The 12,752-nt window shown below is 62.4% G+C and carries 14 protein-coding genes; 6 read left to right on the top strand and 8 right to left on the bottom strand.

The annotated features are described in order from the left end of the window. Positions 1–259: 259 nt before the first annotated feature. The 5 genes from ACQPW1_RS13140 to ACQPW1_RS13160 all read right to left on the bottom strand — a co-directional run bounded on the left by ACQPW1_RS13140 (position 260) and on the right by ACQPW1_RS13160 (position 3,853). Positions 260–1,453: a WXG100 family type VII secretion target gene (locus tag ACQPW1_RS13140; protein ID WP_433662993.1), complete on the bottom strand. Its 1,194-nt coding sequence runs from the start codon at positions 1,451–1,453 to the stop codon at positions 260–262. Next, positions 1,450–1,896 (bottom strand): hypothetical protein, encoded by a 447-nt coding sequence (locus ACQPW1_RS13145; protein WP_433662994.1) that lies wholly within the window; start codon positions 1,894–1,896, stop codon positions 1,450–1,452. The genes ACQPW1_RS13140 and ACQPW1_RS13145 overlap by 4 nt, the downstream gene beginning before the upstream one ends. Before the next feature lie 74 nt (positions 1,897–1,970). Next, positions 1,971–2,543: a DUF3558 domain-containing protein gene (locus ACQPW1_RS13150; RefSeq protein ID WP_433662995.1), complete on the bottom strand. Its 573-nt coding sequence runs from the start codon at positions 2,541–2,543 to the stop codon at positions 1,971–1,973. A 219-nt stretch (positions 2,544–2,762) separates the two neighbouring features. Beyond that, complete coding sequence (locus tag ACQPW1_RS13155; protein WP_433662996.1) at positions 2,763–2,975, bottom strand: DUF397 domain-containing protein; 213 nt, start codon at positions 2,973–2,975, stop codon at positions 2,763–2,765. After that, positions 2,972–3,853, bottom strand: a complete 882-nt coding sequence (locus tag ACQPW1_RS13160) for a helix-turn-helix domain-containing protein (protein WP_433662997.1) — start codon at positions 3,851–3,853, stop codon at positions 2,972–2,974. Before ACQPW1_RS13160 ends, ACQPW1_RS13155 begins: the two co-directional genes overlap by 4 nt. A 253-nt stretch (positions 3,854–4,106) precedes the next feature. On the opposite strand from ACQPW1_RS13160, the gene ACQPW1_RS13165 reads away from it, so the two are divergent. The 6 genes from ACQPW1_RS13165 (at position 4,107) to ACQPW1_RS13190 (ending at position 8,299) form a co-directional block, all read left to right on the top strand. After that, a complete protein-coding gene (locus ACQPW1_RS13165) occupies positions 4,107–4,565 on the top strand; it encodes a DNA-directed RNA polymerase subunit beta (RefSeq protein ID WP_433662998.1) in 459 nt (152 codons plus the stop codon). A gap of 82 nt (positions 4,566–4,647) precedes the next feature. Then, complete coding sequence (locus tag ACQPW1_RS13170; protein ID WP_433662999.1) at positions 4,648–5,040, top strand: DUF4254 domain-containing protein; 393 nt, start codon at positions 4,648–4,650, stop codon at positions 5,038–5,040. A 2-nt stretch (positions 5,041–5,042) separates the two neighbouring features. Continuing rightward, entirely contained in the window at positions 5,043–6,350 is a 1,308-nt protein-coding gene (locus tag ACQPW1_RS13175; protein ID WP_433663000.1) for a DUF3558 family protein, read from the top strand. Between the two features lie 112 nt (positions 6,351–6,462). After that, positions 6,463–6,699, top strand: coding sequence for a hypothetical protein (locus ACQPW1_RS13180; RefSeq protein WP_433663001.1), 237 nt, complete (start codon positions 6,463–6,465; stop codon positions 6,697–6,699). A 119-nt stretch (positions 6,700–6,818) separates the two neighbouring features. Further along, positions 6,819–7,301: a DUF6301 family protein gene (locus ACQPW1_RS13185; protein ID WP_433663002.1), complete on the top strand. Its 483-nt coding sequence runs from the start codon at positions 6,819–6,821 to the stop codon at positions 7,299–7,301. A gap of 509 nt (positions 7,302–7,810) precedes the next feature. Next, a complete protein-coding gene (locus ACQPW1_RS13190) occupies positions 7,811–8,299 on the top strand; it encodes a DUF6301 family protein (protein ID WP_433663003.1) in 489 nt (162 codons plus the stop codon). A gap of 23 nt (positions 8,300–8,322) precedes the next feature. Here ACQPW1_RS13190 and ACQPW1_RS13195 read toward each other — a convergent pair whose 3' ends face one another. The 3 genes from ACQPW1_RS13195 to ACQPW1_RS13205 all read right to left on the bottom strand — a co-directional run bounded on the left by ACQPW1_RS13195 (position 8,323) and on the right by ACQPW1_RS13205 (position 12,657). Further along, positions 8,323–9,261 carry a DUF6301 family protein gene (locus ACQPW1_RS13195; protein ID WP_433663004.1) on the bottom strand — a complete coding sequence of 313 codons (939 nt, stop codon included), beginning with the start codon at positions 9,259–9,261 and terminating at the stop codon, positions 8,323–8,325. A gap of 97 nt (positions 9,262–9,358) precedes the next feature. Next, on the bottom strand, positions 9,359–11,023 hold the full coding sequence (locus ACQPW1_RS13200) for a hypothetical protein (protein WP_433665606.1): 1,665 nt from the start codon (positions 11,021–11,023) through the stop codon (positions 9,359–9,361). 1,100 nt (positions 11,024–12,123) lie between these two features. Continuing rightward, positions 12,124–12,657 carry a hypothetical protein gene (locus ACQPW1_RS13205; protein WP_433663005.1) on the bottom strand — a complete coding sequence of 178 codons (534 nt, stop codon included), beginning with the start codon at positions 12,655–12,657 and terminating at the stop codon, positions 12,124–12,126. Between the last annotated feature and the right edge of the window lie 95 nt (positions 12,658–12,752).

Raw genomic sequence — 12,752 nt, forward strand, 5'->3', positions numbered from 1 at the left:
ATGTCGTACGTTCGATAAGTGTTGCGTGTGTGCGGCGCCGCCTATCGGTCCCGCGCACCTCGTCTCCGTGGTCCCGCCCGCGAAGGCGTTCCACGCATCCTGTCATCCGCGTCCCACCGCTTGCCGAGTGCTGCCACTGCAATATGGAGAACCCAGCCACCACGATCTCGGAGTCGCGAGCGGGATATGGCGGCGAAACGCGGTGTGCCGCCGCCGTGATGTCCTGCTCGGCCTCGGGCGACCCGAAGGGGGCGCGGGGTCAGGTGGGGATGTCGCCGCCGATTACGCCGCCGGGGACGGTCTTTGGGAGGTCGCCGAGTAGTTCGTCGGTGTTTTCCTGGGTGATCAGGTAGTCGGGGATCTTGTGTTCGGATTCGTCCTCGGACTTGCCGCCGCCGCGGCCGCCCATGGGGGCGCCCATGCCTGGCGTGCCGCTTGCGCCACGGCCGGCCGCGGCCGCTGCTGCGGCGGCCGGGTTGGATGCGGTGCCGGGGGCGCCAGGTGTGCCGGGGATGCTGCGGCCCGGTTGGGGAGTCTTCGAATTCGGCGAACCCGGGCTGCCGGGGCTGCCCGGACTACCGGGGGAGTGCGGTGTGCCGGTGCCGGTCGGCACCGTCTTCGCCGGATCGGTGGCGGTGGGGGTGCCCGGTGTCGGCGTGGTGGCCGGGTTGGTGCTCGCCGGGGTGGTCTGGGTGTTGCTCGGGGTCGTCGAGGAGGGTGTGGTCTGCTCCGTCTTCGACTTGTCGGTCGGCTGCTGGTCCTCGGTGGTCGGCTCGTCGGGCTTGCCGTCGCCGTCCTTGTCGCCCGGGACCGCGGGGCTGTTCGAATTGGGGTTGGTGCCAGGGGTTTTGGGCTGGCTCGGGGTGCCGTTGCCGTCGTCGGGGTGGTACCCGCCGGGAGGTGGGGCCGGGATATCGACCGCCTTCGTCGGGCTGGTCGGCGTCGGGAGCACAGGGATCTTGCCGTCCATCTGACTGAACGGCTGCACATAGTGCTCGTTCATCGCGGTGCGCGCCTTCTGCGTCTCCTCGGACTGGTCGCGCTGCAGGTCCCAGCGGTGCGGGGGCCAAGCCCATGAGGTCCAGGTGACGACCACCGGGTCCGGGATCGCCTTCTTGGTGTTGACGATCGCGGTCGCGGCATCGCGGACGCGGGTGTGCAGTTCCGCCAGGGCAGGGCTGAGGTTACGAGCCTCGTTGGTGTAGTTCTGGATTGATTCCTTGGACTTGTCGGCGGCCGGACCGGACCATGCTTGCGCGATCGACTTCTGGATCGAGCGTGCGAAGGTCTCGACACCCTGCTCCCACTTTTGGTGCAACCCCCAGTACTTCTGGGCCTGTTCCATCGCGTTGGTGGTGTCGAGTGGCGCGAAGGCGTCCTTGATCTCGGGGTGATCCCATTTGTCCGTGTGCTCGCCGCCGCCTGGAATCCGTGTCGGCTCGTATCCGCTCATCGGCCGGTCCCATCCGGGAGGAGGTATGGGCCAGCGGGGAGTTGAGCGGGCGGTTTCTGGGGAAGTGTTTCGTTCAGATAGGTGAACTCGCTGGCAAAGTTGCTGTCCGCCTGCATCATTCGCTCTCGAATCACCCGGTGCACTTCCTGTATGTCTTCGACTATCCGGTAGTGCTCTTCCATGATCTGCCAGACAGAGTTACCGTCGGCCGCTTGGTTGGCTTTCTTGCGAAACCGATCGACCAGAGTCTGTGCCGACACCATCTTATCCTCGGTCTCGCCCAGACCCCATCGATCCTGCCGGTAGATGGCATCCGCCGACCGTTGGATTTCCCGGATCGCTTCCTTGAAATACTGGCAATCACGGTCGATGTAGACGAAGTCTTCCGCCTTCATCTCGATACCTAGCCGCCCCTCCCTCGCCTCGGTGAGGATGTTCGCCATCGGCCGAGGCTGTGGCGCCTTATCGTCTCCCATGAATCCATCCCTCCCAAGTAAGAGCGACCGCTAACTCGATATCATGCCGTGGCAGGTAGGGTCGGCACGACTTTCTCTGCCAGAGTGCGAGTGAGATCGCATGTGTTCAGCTGTCCGGTGTTGCGATTCGATGGCGGATTGCTGAGGTTGAACTCGAGGCTTCCACCCTTCATCTCCACATTCAATGTGCAAGCGGCCTCGGGGTGTGAATCCACCTGTCGTGTTGATATCGCCTTACGGCCGTTGATGGTGAACTCGTTGGCGTCGGGAAACTTCTTCGCCCGCACCGCGTCGAGAGTGATGTTCGTCGTCTGGATGCTCCCCGCGTACCCGTCCGACTGAACCCACGAACAACCGCGCCACTTGATTCCGCCCGAGGCATTCGAGTCGGCCTTGTCCTGGCCGTGAAGCTTCTCCGAGTCCAAGACCGACTGGGGGATGTCTTTACACGGGTCAAAGCCGGTGGGAACGTCGGCAGCAACGCCCGAGCTGGACGTCGGAGCGTTACCCGTCGGTTTGGGGTCGCCATCGTTCGAAGGCCCGCACCCAGCGATCGCGAATACAGCACCGAGCGCGAGAGTAACCAGCCGCCACGAGTTCGACCTGTTCGTCATCAGATCCTTCGCTCGCCGGTGCTCGAAATCGATCGCATGGGGCCGGACCGGCTTCTCCGCCCCCCGTCAGATCATGCTGACGCTACCGATGGGTCTACCTGCGTGCAAGCGAGTCGCACCGCAGGTCGCCGCCGTGGGTGGCGGATGCCCAACGTCGGCCGAGGTCGGGGCCCGGGACCTCGCGCAGGCGAAGTCCCGGGCCCGGCTCACGTGCTCTGATCAGCCTCGTGGCAGGTCGAGCACGCCACCGGCGACACCCATAGTGAAGGTGTCCCATTCGCTGGAGCTGAAGGCCAGCGCCGGGCCGGTCGGGTTCTTCGAATCACGAACGCCGACTGTGCCCCCATCGAGAAACGCGACCTCTACGCAGTCTTGATCCGGGCTGCTGTGACTGCTCTTGAACCAAGCAGCGTTGGATAGGTCTCTGTTCACGTCGCGTACTCCTTCGCGATCTTGCGGATGAGAGAGCGACTGCGGGTCTCATCCAATGCCGAACGTTGCAGATCGGCATGCGCCTGCTGATACTGCTGCACCTCTTCGGTCTTCTCAAGGTACAGCGCACCGGTGAAGCCCTGCATGTAGATGACCGGAGGTTCGGTGAGATGTGCTGTTGGGTGCCTGGGGAATTCGAGCATGACGAACGGCCCGAACCGGAGCCCGCCGTACGCCTCGGCGCTGAGTGGAACCACCCGCACCGAGACGTTCGGGAGATTGCCCACTGTCACAAGGTAGTTGAGCTGATCCACCATGACGGCGGGGCCGCCGATCGCCCGGTGAAGCATCGCTTCGTCCACGATGGCATCGAGGATCACGGGGTTGGCTTCGGCAGTTACCCGAGCCTTCCGTCGAGTGAACATTTCGATGCGGCGTTCGACTTCTGCTGTCGGCATCGTGGGGGACATCACCCAGGTCATAGCGCGCCGGTATTCATTGGTCTGCAGCAGCCCGGGAATCAGCGTGGTCTGATACGAGACAATCCTCTTAGCAGCCTCTTCCAACCCGACAAACAAATCGAAATGCTTCGGAACAGCATCCCCATACGCATGCCACCATCCGGTGCGATGCGCCTCTTCCGCCAATCCGAGCAGCATCCGCGTCACGTCGTCGCGCGCACCGTACACCGCGCACAACCGCTCGATGAACAGCGGATTCAACCGGACGGGTTGCCCGGTTTCCATCCGCCAAAGTGTTTGCTTGCCAACGCCTATCGCCTGCCGGGCGATTTCCGCGCTGACGCCTGAATGCTCCCGGAGTTCGCGCAGCTGACGTGCCAGCATGCGTCGCGGGAGGGTCGATCCGGTGGGGGTCACGGCAATTCCCTTTCGTAGCCTCACTATTGGCCAGGTATGCAACTGGAACCGCATGACGGGAATCCTTGGAACCTTGCGAATTTTCCCCTGGTTCCACCACTGGGAACTTTCCCGCCGATAATTTCCGGTGCTCTACTGAAGGCGCGCCCCGGTCCGTGTCATCGAAGTCCTGAAACCTTATCTGCGCGAGCGGGTTCAGGTCCACTCGGATCGGGCGCACCAAGCGACCGATCAAGGCGAGTCGAGGTTCGATATGAACGACCCTACGTTCACGGATACCCCCATTTCCCGCTGTGCCTATTACCGCCGCACCTGCGGTCTACCCGCCGGCATCCACCCGGAAGCAGGCCGAATCGTGGTCAAAGCGGGCTTCGTCGGTGCGATCACCATGCCCGCCCGCCTCGGCCTGCGCGTCCGCGACGACATGCTGTTCCGCGGCTGTCCCCTCGGCCCCGTCGTGGCCCACATCCGTTCCCGCCGTTGGACTTTCCTGTGCCGTCCCGACATCCCCGAGGACAACTCCCTGTTCACCGAGCTATTCCGCCTCGACGTCGCCGTCGTCCCGTTCGGCGGCGAAATCGCCCTCCCGTCCCCGGCCGACTCCCAGATCCCTTCCCGCACCTGGATTGTCCCGCCGCGCGACACCTTTCGCCCCTCCGGCGCCGTCGTCATCGACTACCTCCGGGCCTGCGCCAGGAAGCCCATCCGATGAGCGCCGCACTGCCGCAACGGATACGCGGTCCAAAGATCGGAGGGTCGCTCGGTTGAGTGCCTTGTTGCCGACGAGAAGCCAAGTGCTGCAAGCCTGTCGTGGCATGCGCGCCGACCATCCATTGCTGGGGGCAGCACGCGAGCTGACTTCTCTGCACCAACGCAGGCTGACCGCAGCGCACGAAACCATCCACGAGATAGACGAATACCGCACCCGCCAGGTCCGCGACATCGATCGCTGGGTCACCGCCCACCTCCCCGTCGCGCCCGGTGGCGCCTATCTGCACACCGAAACCATCGGTGCGATCATCGACCGCCTCGCCCAGCACACCGCCCGCGCCTACGCGGCCCTCGCCGACGAGTCCGACTGGGATCTCTGGTTCGTCTGGGAGCGTCTCGCCGAACTGGCCGTCGGCTACGAGGACCTCATCGAGGAGCTGACCGCCGGCCGTCGCCGCCTGCCCAGCGGCTGTTGATCATGAGTTTTGTTCGCGTGGCATGGATTCCGACATTGATTCGGTCACGATTTGCCGGGTATCCGAGAATCTGCAAGAGAGCGCCCATAATTGGGTTAACCTGCCGTGGATCGTTCGATAAGCCGAGGGAGTTGCCGTTGATCGTGGGCGGCAGTCGGCGCTGGGCGGCCGTGGTAGCAATAGCCACGGTCGCTGTCGCGCTGGGCGGATGCGGCACCATTTCCAAAGAATCAACCGTGCGAGCCAGCGCCGAAACCACTGCCCCGCGGGCAGCGAAAGCGCAGGTAGGGACGCCAGGTTCGGCGGAACTGGCTGCCATCGCGCCCGGCACGGCCGACCTCATGGCGCGGATCCGCGCGACCGACCCGTGTGCCCTGTTGAATCGCGAATTCGCCGAACGCCTCGGCGTATTCCAGCGCTTCGACCGCAGTCCCCGCGTGGAACGCGGCAGCGGCTGGACCGGGTGCGGATTGATACTCAGCGCCCCCGACGACGCTTACTACTCGTTCAACCTCGAACTCGACAAGCTCTACACCGCGGACAAACGAGCGGCGGACAAAACCGAGCAGATCAACGGCCGCACCGTGTATCGCAGCGCGAGCAGCGACGACAGACCCGACGCATACAGCTGCGACTACCGAATCCCCGCCGGAGACACCGGATTCGCGCACTTCCTCAGCGTTTCCAAGTTGGCGGGTTCAGCCAAGACACCCGTCCCATGGTCGCAGCCCTGCCGATTCACCAGGGAATACCTCGCCGCGACCATCGACAGCCTCGCCGCATTGCCGCCGCGCGTCATCGATGACCAGGCCGGGCGGTCACTGATGCAGCGCAACCCCTGTGCGGCCGCATCGCAGATCACCGGACAGTTCTCCGGTTGGCAGATGACATCGGTCGGCTGGTCCAAGGCCTACAAGTGCGCGATCACCCTCGTCCAACCCGGCGGCGCCCACCGCACCACCGTCGAGATCTCCTTCGACCAAACCAGCGAGCAGATGGTCAAGACCGGCGAGGTCCTGCGCCTACCCTCCGGCCTAGACGGCGGCCAGTCCATCCAATACGCGCGTCACACGAACGTCGAAGGACTCACCGGCATAGAGCTCCGCACCGTCCAGTCCACCGACCCCACCCGCCAAAACTCCAGCTGCGCAATCACTCTGAACTACCGTCGCGCCGACCCACCCACCGCCAACAACGCCCACCTACTCACCGTCTCGGTAAACCTCGCCCCCGCCGCCCCACCCTTCCCCTTCGACACCTGCATCCAAGCCGCCCAAATCACCCCAACGGTCTTGCACGCGATCCCCTAGCCCGACTCCGGCACCCAACTCACCGACAAGCCACCAATGCTGGCGGCTACCCGATGGCTCAGGGAAAGCGTACGTTTTCCCACACGGTCGGGGCCGCCATCAAGGAGTCGACATGAAACACGCCACCACCCGTTTCCTCATCGCCGGAACAATCGCCGCCACCGTCGCCATGACCGCCCCAGCAACCGCCACCGCCGAACTCCCCACCGCCACAGCAGCCCAGATCGACCTACTCGATTCCGGCTCCGCCGAAGCCGCCCGCGGCGCCTTCGCCAGCATCGTCTTCTTCGGCGCCATCGGCCTCTGCCTACTCCGCCTACTCCCCGCCGACCAATGCCATTTCATCTGAGGTCCAGATCGGATCAGAGCAGCCCAGCGCTGCCGAAACATCCGTGTGAGTGCGAGTCAATCACGCGTAGGGTGTCGGCTGGACGATGACCTGAATTTGATCCGGGGGCAGGGGATTTCATGAGTGCCAGCGCGAAAGTCGACATCGAGGCCGCAGTCGAATTCTTCAGCGCGGCTGTTGATTTCGACTGGACGTGGGGAGTCGAGGACGTCCAGCGGTTCAGTCAGATCCTAGGATGGAAGCCAGCCGACTTCGGCACTGAGAGTACGGTCGTCATGCTGACGAAGGCTCGACTAGAGAAGCCGTTCGCGACGTTCACGCTCGACGGACGGAGGATCGATGAGGTGACGATTGACCTCACCGACTTCGTGGAGTCACCAGCGCGAGAATTCCAGTTGAACGCGTTCGCAGTCGTCAGCACCTCTTTGAATGAAACGCTCGGACAACCTCTCGTGCAATCCGTTGGCCGCAAACCGAAGGTCTTGTGGAGGTCGGCGAACTTCATCGCGGAACTGGTAGTTCTCAACCACAACGTGACGGCTTCGGTGATCCGGCTGGACTACTGGGCAATCGTTGACGAGCTTTATGCACGCGGTGTCTGAGCGTCGGAAAGTCCGCGGCAGCGGAGGTCATCTGCTGCCCAAGAGAATTGGTGTCCGCGATCCAACCCGGCAACGACGGGAACGTCAGTGCGCCCGAGTAGATCGAGTAGATGGCGAGCCGAGCGCGCCCTGCTACCGCTGCGCTCATCGCTGGTGACCTACCAGTGACAGGCTGGGCAGGCCGCCCGCAACAGCCAGGGTAAGAGCATCGTCAGGCTCGCTACCTATGTCGGTGTCCAGGATCAGCGGCATCGCCGATGGCTCAGGCCAACTGCCCATTCTGCTTGCCAGCAGTTCCTCGGCAAGCGACCCTGGTCGGACATCGACCGGTGGGGCCGCGGATGAGTCAGTTCCGTCTGCTATTGACAATTCTCCCGTTTCACAACCCACTGTCACGGCATCGCACCTCCCGTTCGGTGCGGGATGAGGCTGGACTGAACATGGGCATCCAATTGCGGTAGGATAATGGTTGGACAACAACCTCGAGTAGAGCGCGGAGTGGGGATTTCATGGGCGAGAGCGCGAAAGTGGATATCGAGGCCACGGTCGAGTTTTTCCGTGCGGCCGTTGATTTCGACTGGACGTGGGGAGTCGAAGATGTTCAGCGGTTCAGTCAGATTGTGGGGTGGAAGCCGGCTGACTTCGGTACCGAGAGTACGATTGTCATGTTGACGAAGGCTCCACTCGAGAAGCCATTCGCACGGTTCCAGCTCTTCGATGGCACGCTCAATCAAGTTGTGATCCACCTGACCGACGCTGTCGAATCCTTGCCGCGAGAAGTGTCGGTTGATACCTTCGCCGCGGCAAGTGCGTCTTTGAACGAAATTCTTGGCGCGCCTATATTGCGAGTAACCGATGGCGATCAGAAGATATTCTGGAAAACCTCCAAGTTCATCGGCGAACTGGTGATGCTCGACGGTAATGTACTCGCCTCGGTGTTCAGGCCGGATTACTGGATGCTTGTCGAAGAACTCCAAGCGCGCGGAATCGAATTGTAGGCGGTTTCTGTACTGATGGGGCCCTACCTGCGGTTTCGTATCGCCCCCACGGCGGCCTTCAGGCCGGTCAGGTCGAGTTCTCCCGGGCCATCAATCCATCCGTAGGCGGTAAGGTCGTCGGTTGTATGGATTTGTAATGCGTCTCGCAGCCCAATGGTTGTAGCGTGTGCGAGTGCCGTGAACTCCTCGATAGAGCTGGGCCCCGAGATGGTGCGGTACCAGTTCCCGCGCTGTTCCACATGCTTTATGGGCGCATGCCATCCGCTGTCGATGAGCGCTTGCTCTGATTCTGCTGTCATCGGTTCTTCGAGAAACTCGTTGCCCGAAATCTCGGCGTACAACTCGGTATCGTATTGTGCGAACTGTGCGTATTTGTTTCCCACCGCTTCCACGATCAGCTTGGTGCCGCTCGGGAGCTCCGAAAGGTAAATAGCCAGGGTTTTCGTGAAGGCGTCCCATTTAGATGCTATGTACTCGGTCATGATGGACCGAGTTTCAATCTCACGTATGATCCCCGGATCATCCGGCTTGATCAGCGCTACGACCACACTGTATTCGGCCAGTATCAGCTCGATGATGAATTTCGGTGTTCGCCACCACGACATCAGGCTCAGGCTGGATTCATGCAAGTCTGGCTTGCCGAAGCGGGCGGTCAACCTCTTGTTGGTTTGGTCGAACGCCTCCGCCAAGAATCCTGGCGGGGCCGGGTCGACAATGCCGGTGACTGAGAAAGCCACTCGTTTTATCCTGTTTTCGGTGAGGTCGAAGTAAGCGCAGTGGCTCCCCGGGCGTGCAGCTGTTGTAGCCCAGACAATGGTTGGATCAGCACTGGTTTCTGGTCGCCAACGGGCAGCTGAACTGAATCTCTCAACGTCGCCGGTCTCCCACGTCCAGTCGAACTGACCGGCTGTTCGGATAAAGTCGACCACGGCTTCGGCATCGACCTTGCCTTCGTCACTCATCGCACCAACTTCCCTGCTGAAATCCACGACGCTGTCCGGCCGACTCGCCGCCCCTGCGCTTCCATGTCAGCTTCGCTCCGAACTTGAGCGGCATTGGTCAACGCTCCCGTCCGCGTTCCTGACCGCGCCCGTCTCGCTCACGTGCTGCGGTACGCTGCGCGGCCTCCCGTTCTTGAATCTCTTGCAATTCCAGTGCCTGCGCCGGCGTCGCGCCGCCGATGTCGGTAACTCTAATGATGTCCAAAGTCCGCGGATCCAGGCCTTCCCACATCCGGAGGGCGATGAGAGTGTCACGCCGTAGTTGCGAATCGAAGGGAACTCGGACTGGCTCCAGATCAGGCCCGCGGTTGACCTCGATATGAAGCACCGGTGGTGCGGTGGTTCGATCCGGTTGCTGTTCTCGGACAGGCTCCGCCACCAGCCTGGCGTCCGGGTTTCTACCGTAGAATTTCGCAACGGCCGCGACCCTTTCGAGATCGCCGGCGGCCAAGGCCTGCAACGACTCTCGATACTGCGCAGCATGCGCTTGCAACCTCTCGATATCCTGTCGGCGATAGGCCAGCTCTTGTTCTCGTTGCTGTTGACGTTCCTCGACCTGCCGAGCCGAGAAGGCTGGTCCGTGCTGGTCAGCGCGAAGCGGTTGCTGATTTATCTGCTCGATCTGGCGTTCGATCGCTTCGACAAATCTGACGTCGGCCTGCTGCAGGAACCCCCTCGCCTGCTCGCGCCACTGCTCCTGGACCAGCTCTGGCGTGCGGACGAGATCCACACCAAGTTCCTGAGTTTGCACACGAGGTTCGATATTGAACTCGGTCACCGTGACGCGATCGAGCTCGACATGGACCAGCTGGTAGTCGACGCGCCCCTGCGCGATCGCTTGTTCCACTACACGTGATAGCTCAGGGTTCGTGCGAGCTAGCTCCTGCCGAGCCTGCTGCAAGGCTTGGTCGTTCTTGAGCATCCAGTCCAGGTATTCGCGTGTTCCCTGCTCGACACGGAGCCCGTCGACCATCCGGGAACCAAGAGTTGAGCCGAACCCCTTGGCTTCCAAGACCAGCAGGTGTGGGTCTTGCCCCGGACCACGAGACACCAGGGCCACGAGATCGAGGGTATTCGCTTTCCCCGGGCCCTCTCCTTCACGGCCGGTCAGAATCAGCGCATGCTCTCGGATGAGATCGCGGGCACCGTTCATTCCTGCTTGTTCGGCGCGGTCGACGACAGCCCAAATTGCCTGGGAAGTTTCGGTTGCCGCCCTTTCCAGCGCATCGATTCGTGCTATCTGGCTGGCATCGCCAACCATCAGAGCATGAATCCTCAATCTTTCGATTGTTGCTCGCCTGTTTTGCCGGTTGAGGTCCTTGGCAGCCACCCCTAGCTCATTGGCCAGCTGGTCGCGATGCTGAATCAGCTTGTCGCGCTCCCGCTTTGCCTGCTCCCGCTCAGCGGCGAGCTCGAGATGTCTACTCCGAGCAGCATCGGACATCTCATGCGATCGGGCGTCGCCGCGCTGGGCCTCCACATCCACCTCGGAGCGCCGATACGGGTCGTTGGTGAACCTGCCGTCCTGCCCGTGAATCTGGCCGTTCGCGTCACGCCACGTGTTTTGCGGATCGCGGGGATAGTGTTCGCGGCCATCCGCGTCGACCCACGGTCCTGATTGACCCCGTTCCGGAGTGTCCTGCGGTGGGCTGTGATCTGCCGATTGGGTCGCCGGCTCGATGTGCGGGGTCTCCGGTCGCCAACCGAGCGGAGGGTTCGCCACCCGTTGTTGTTCCTCGAAATTCGTTGCTGCGTTCGGGTCGTCAGAGCGTTCGATCCGGGAGTCGGATGGGCGTTCATTTGAGACCGGATGAGCAGTTCGCGCAGCTTCGTCGGCGTTGCGCGCGGCGTGCGGATCGGTCGACCTTTCGAGGGGGCCTCTGTCGTTGCGGGTGTGGGCGTTGGGGTTGGTGTACGGCGGGTATCTGCGGTTGTCCGCGTCTATGGAACGGCCTGAGCGGTCTCGGCCTCTTGCTCCTGGGTCGGGAGGCAGCGAGTGATCGGAGTCCAGGGTGGGGGCCAGAGGCTGACGGGTGGTTGGTGACGTGGCTGTGGGTGCGGTGTTGTCGCGGGGGCGGGTGTCTTGCGGTGTGCCTAGAAGATGAACGTCCCCCGTTGCGGCCACGTCCCGTCCGGTTGCCTGTGCGCGTGTGCCCAGGCTGTCGCTTCGGCGCACGCTGGTGGGATCGCTTGTGTGTTGGTCCTGGACCGGAGTGTCTGTTTGTTGATGGTCAGTTGTTGTTGGGTGGGTGGTTCCGTCGCTGACGATGCTTGGACTGTGTATTCCACTTCGGTCGGGTCTTCCCGTATCCGTTCGAAGGTCACTTGCCACTGCGGTGGGTACACCTGGTAGCCCCGGACTGGTTGCCCGGTCCGTATCGCTTCGTCGTACATCTCCCCGATCATCATCGGAGCGAGACTCGCGTGGGCCGTCACTACTCCGGTCTGGGCGTTCACCACGTAGTTCCCCAGGCCCAGTCCCTGACCGTTGGCCGTCTCTTCCGGTGTTAGCGTCGGTCTCACTACCCAGCCGTGTTCGAACTGATAGATCAGAAAGTTCTGGTCGGGACTGAAGATCTGTGCCAGGTACTGCTCCACTTGCTGCCTGGTCCGATACTGGTCGGGCACTGACTGCTCCCTGGCTCTGCGCCTCGGGCATCTCGTGCCGGGAGGGCTCGTGTGCCGCGGACGTCTGATCTGCTTGCCGCGTAGCCGAGTTCGCGTCGTCAACACGGCTCGTTCCGAGGTTCTGATCGTCGGTTGTCGGTGTGACCTGCGACGGAGGTGTGACGCCGTCTTGGGGCGAAGTGTCGTTTGTCGGCCCTAGAAGCTGAACGTCCCGCGTTGGGGCCACGTCCCGTCCGGGCTCCGGTTCGCGTATGCCCAAGCTTTCGCTTGCGCGCACGCCGGAGGAATCGCCGACGTTTCGGTCCGGGACCGGAGAGTCTGTTTGTTGATGATCAGTTGGTGTCGTAGTGCCGGTTGCGTCTGCGAGGACACGTGGACCAGGTATTCCACTTCGGTCGGGTCCTCCCGAATCCGGTCGATGGTCACTTGCCACCGGGGTGGGTACACCTGACCGCCCATCGGTGCTCGTCCGGTCCGCTTCGCTTCGTTGTAGTCGTCCATCACCATCTGGTCCGACCAACTCGGATACTCGATCACCACTCCGGTCTCGGAATCGATCACCAGCCTCGTCGAGCCCAACCCTCGACCTGCTGCGATCTCCTCCTGCGTCAGGATCGAACTGCAGACCCACCCGTTCTCGAACGGATTGAGCCGGTACTTCCGATTGGGATTGAAGATCTGTGCCAGGTACTGCTCCACTTGGTCCTTGGTTCGATACTGCTCCGGCATTGCCTGCTCCTTGGTCCGGTGGAATCGGTGTGAACCTTAGATCGGTTGAATAGTCGACCATCCAGGCCGGTGGGTGGTCAGATATGGCGCCTGAC

The organism is Nocardia sp. CA-128927 (assembly GCF_050955855.1).
In the GTDB taxonomy this organism is placed as follows: domain Bacteria; phylum Actinomycetota; class Actinomycetes; order Mycobacteriales; family Mycobacteriaceae; genus Nocardia.

What these genes read in the sequence shown, in the direction of transcription:
- ACQPW1_RS13140 (WP_433662993.1), bottom strand. Translation starts at nt 1,453, where the DNA reads ATGAGCGGATACGAGCCGACACGGATTCCAGGCGGCGGCGAGCACACG.
- ACQPW1_RS13145 (WP_433662994.1), bottom strand. Translation starts at nt 1,896, where the DNA reads ATGGCGAACATCCTCACCGAGGCGAGGGAGGGGCGGCTAGGTATCGAG.
- ACQPW1_RS13150 (WP_433662995.1), bottom strand. Translation starts at nt 2,543, where the DNA reads ATGACGAACAGGTCGAACTCGTGGCGGCTGGTTACTCTCGCGCTCGGT.
- ACQPW1_RS13165 (WP_433662998.1), top strand. Translation starts at nt 4,107, where the DNA reads ATGAACGACCCTACGTTCACGGATACCCCCATTTCCCGCTGTGCCTAT.
- ACQPW1_RS13175 (WP_433663000.1), top strand. Translation starts at nt 5,043, where the DNA reads ATGAGTTTTGTTCGCGTGGCATGGATTCCGACATTGATTCGGTCACGA.
- ACQPW1_RS13180 (WP_433663001.1), top strand. Translation starts at nt 6,463, where the DNA reads ATGAAACACGCCACCACCCGTTTCCTCATCGCCGGAACAATCGCCGCC.
- ACQPW1_RS13185 (WP_433663002.1), top strand. Translation starts at nt 6,819, where the DNA reads ATGAGTGCCAGCGCGAAAGTCGACATCGAGGCCGCAGTCGAATTCTTC.
- ACQPW1_RS13190 (WP_433663003.1), top strand. Translation starts at nt 7,811, where the DNA reads ATGGGCGAGAGCGCGAAAGTGGATATCGAGGCCACGGTCGAGTTTTTC.
- ACQPW1_RS13195 (WP_433663004.1), bottom strand. Translation starts at nt 9,261, where the DNA reads ATGAGTGACGAAGGCAAGGTCGATGCCGAAGCCGTGGTCGACTTTATC.
- ACQPW1_RS13205 (WP_433663005.1), bottom strand. Translation starts at nt 12,657, where the DNA reads ATGCCGGAGCAGTATCGAACCAAGGACCAAGTGGAGCAGTACCTGGCA.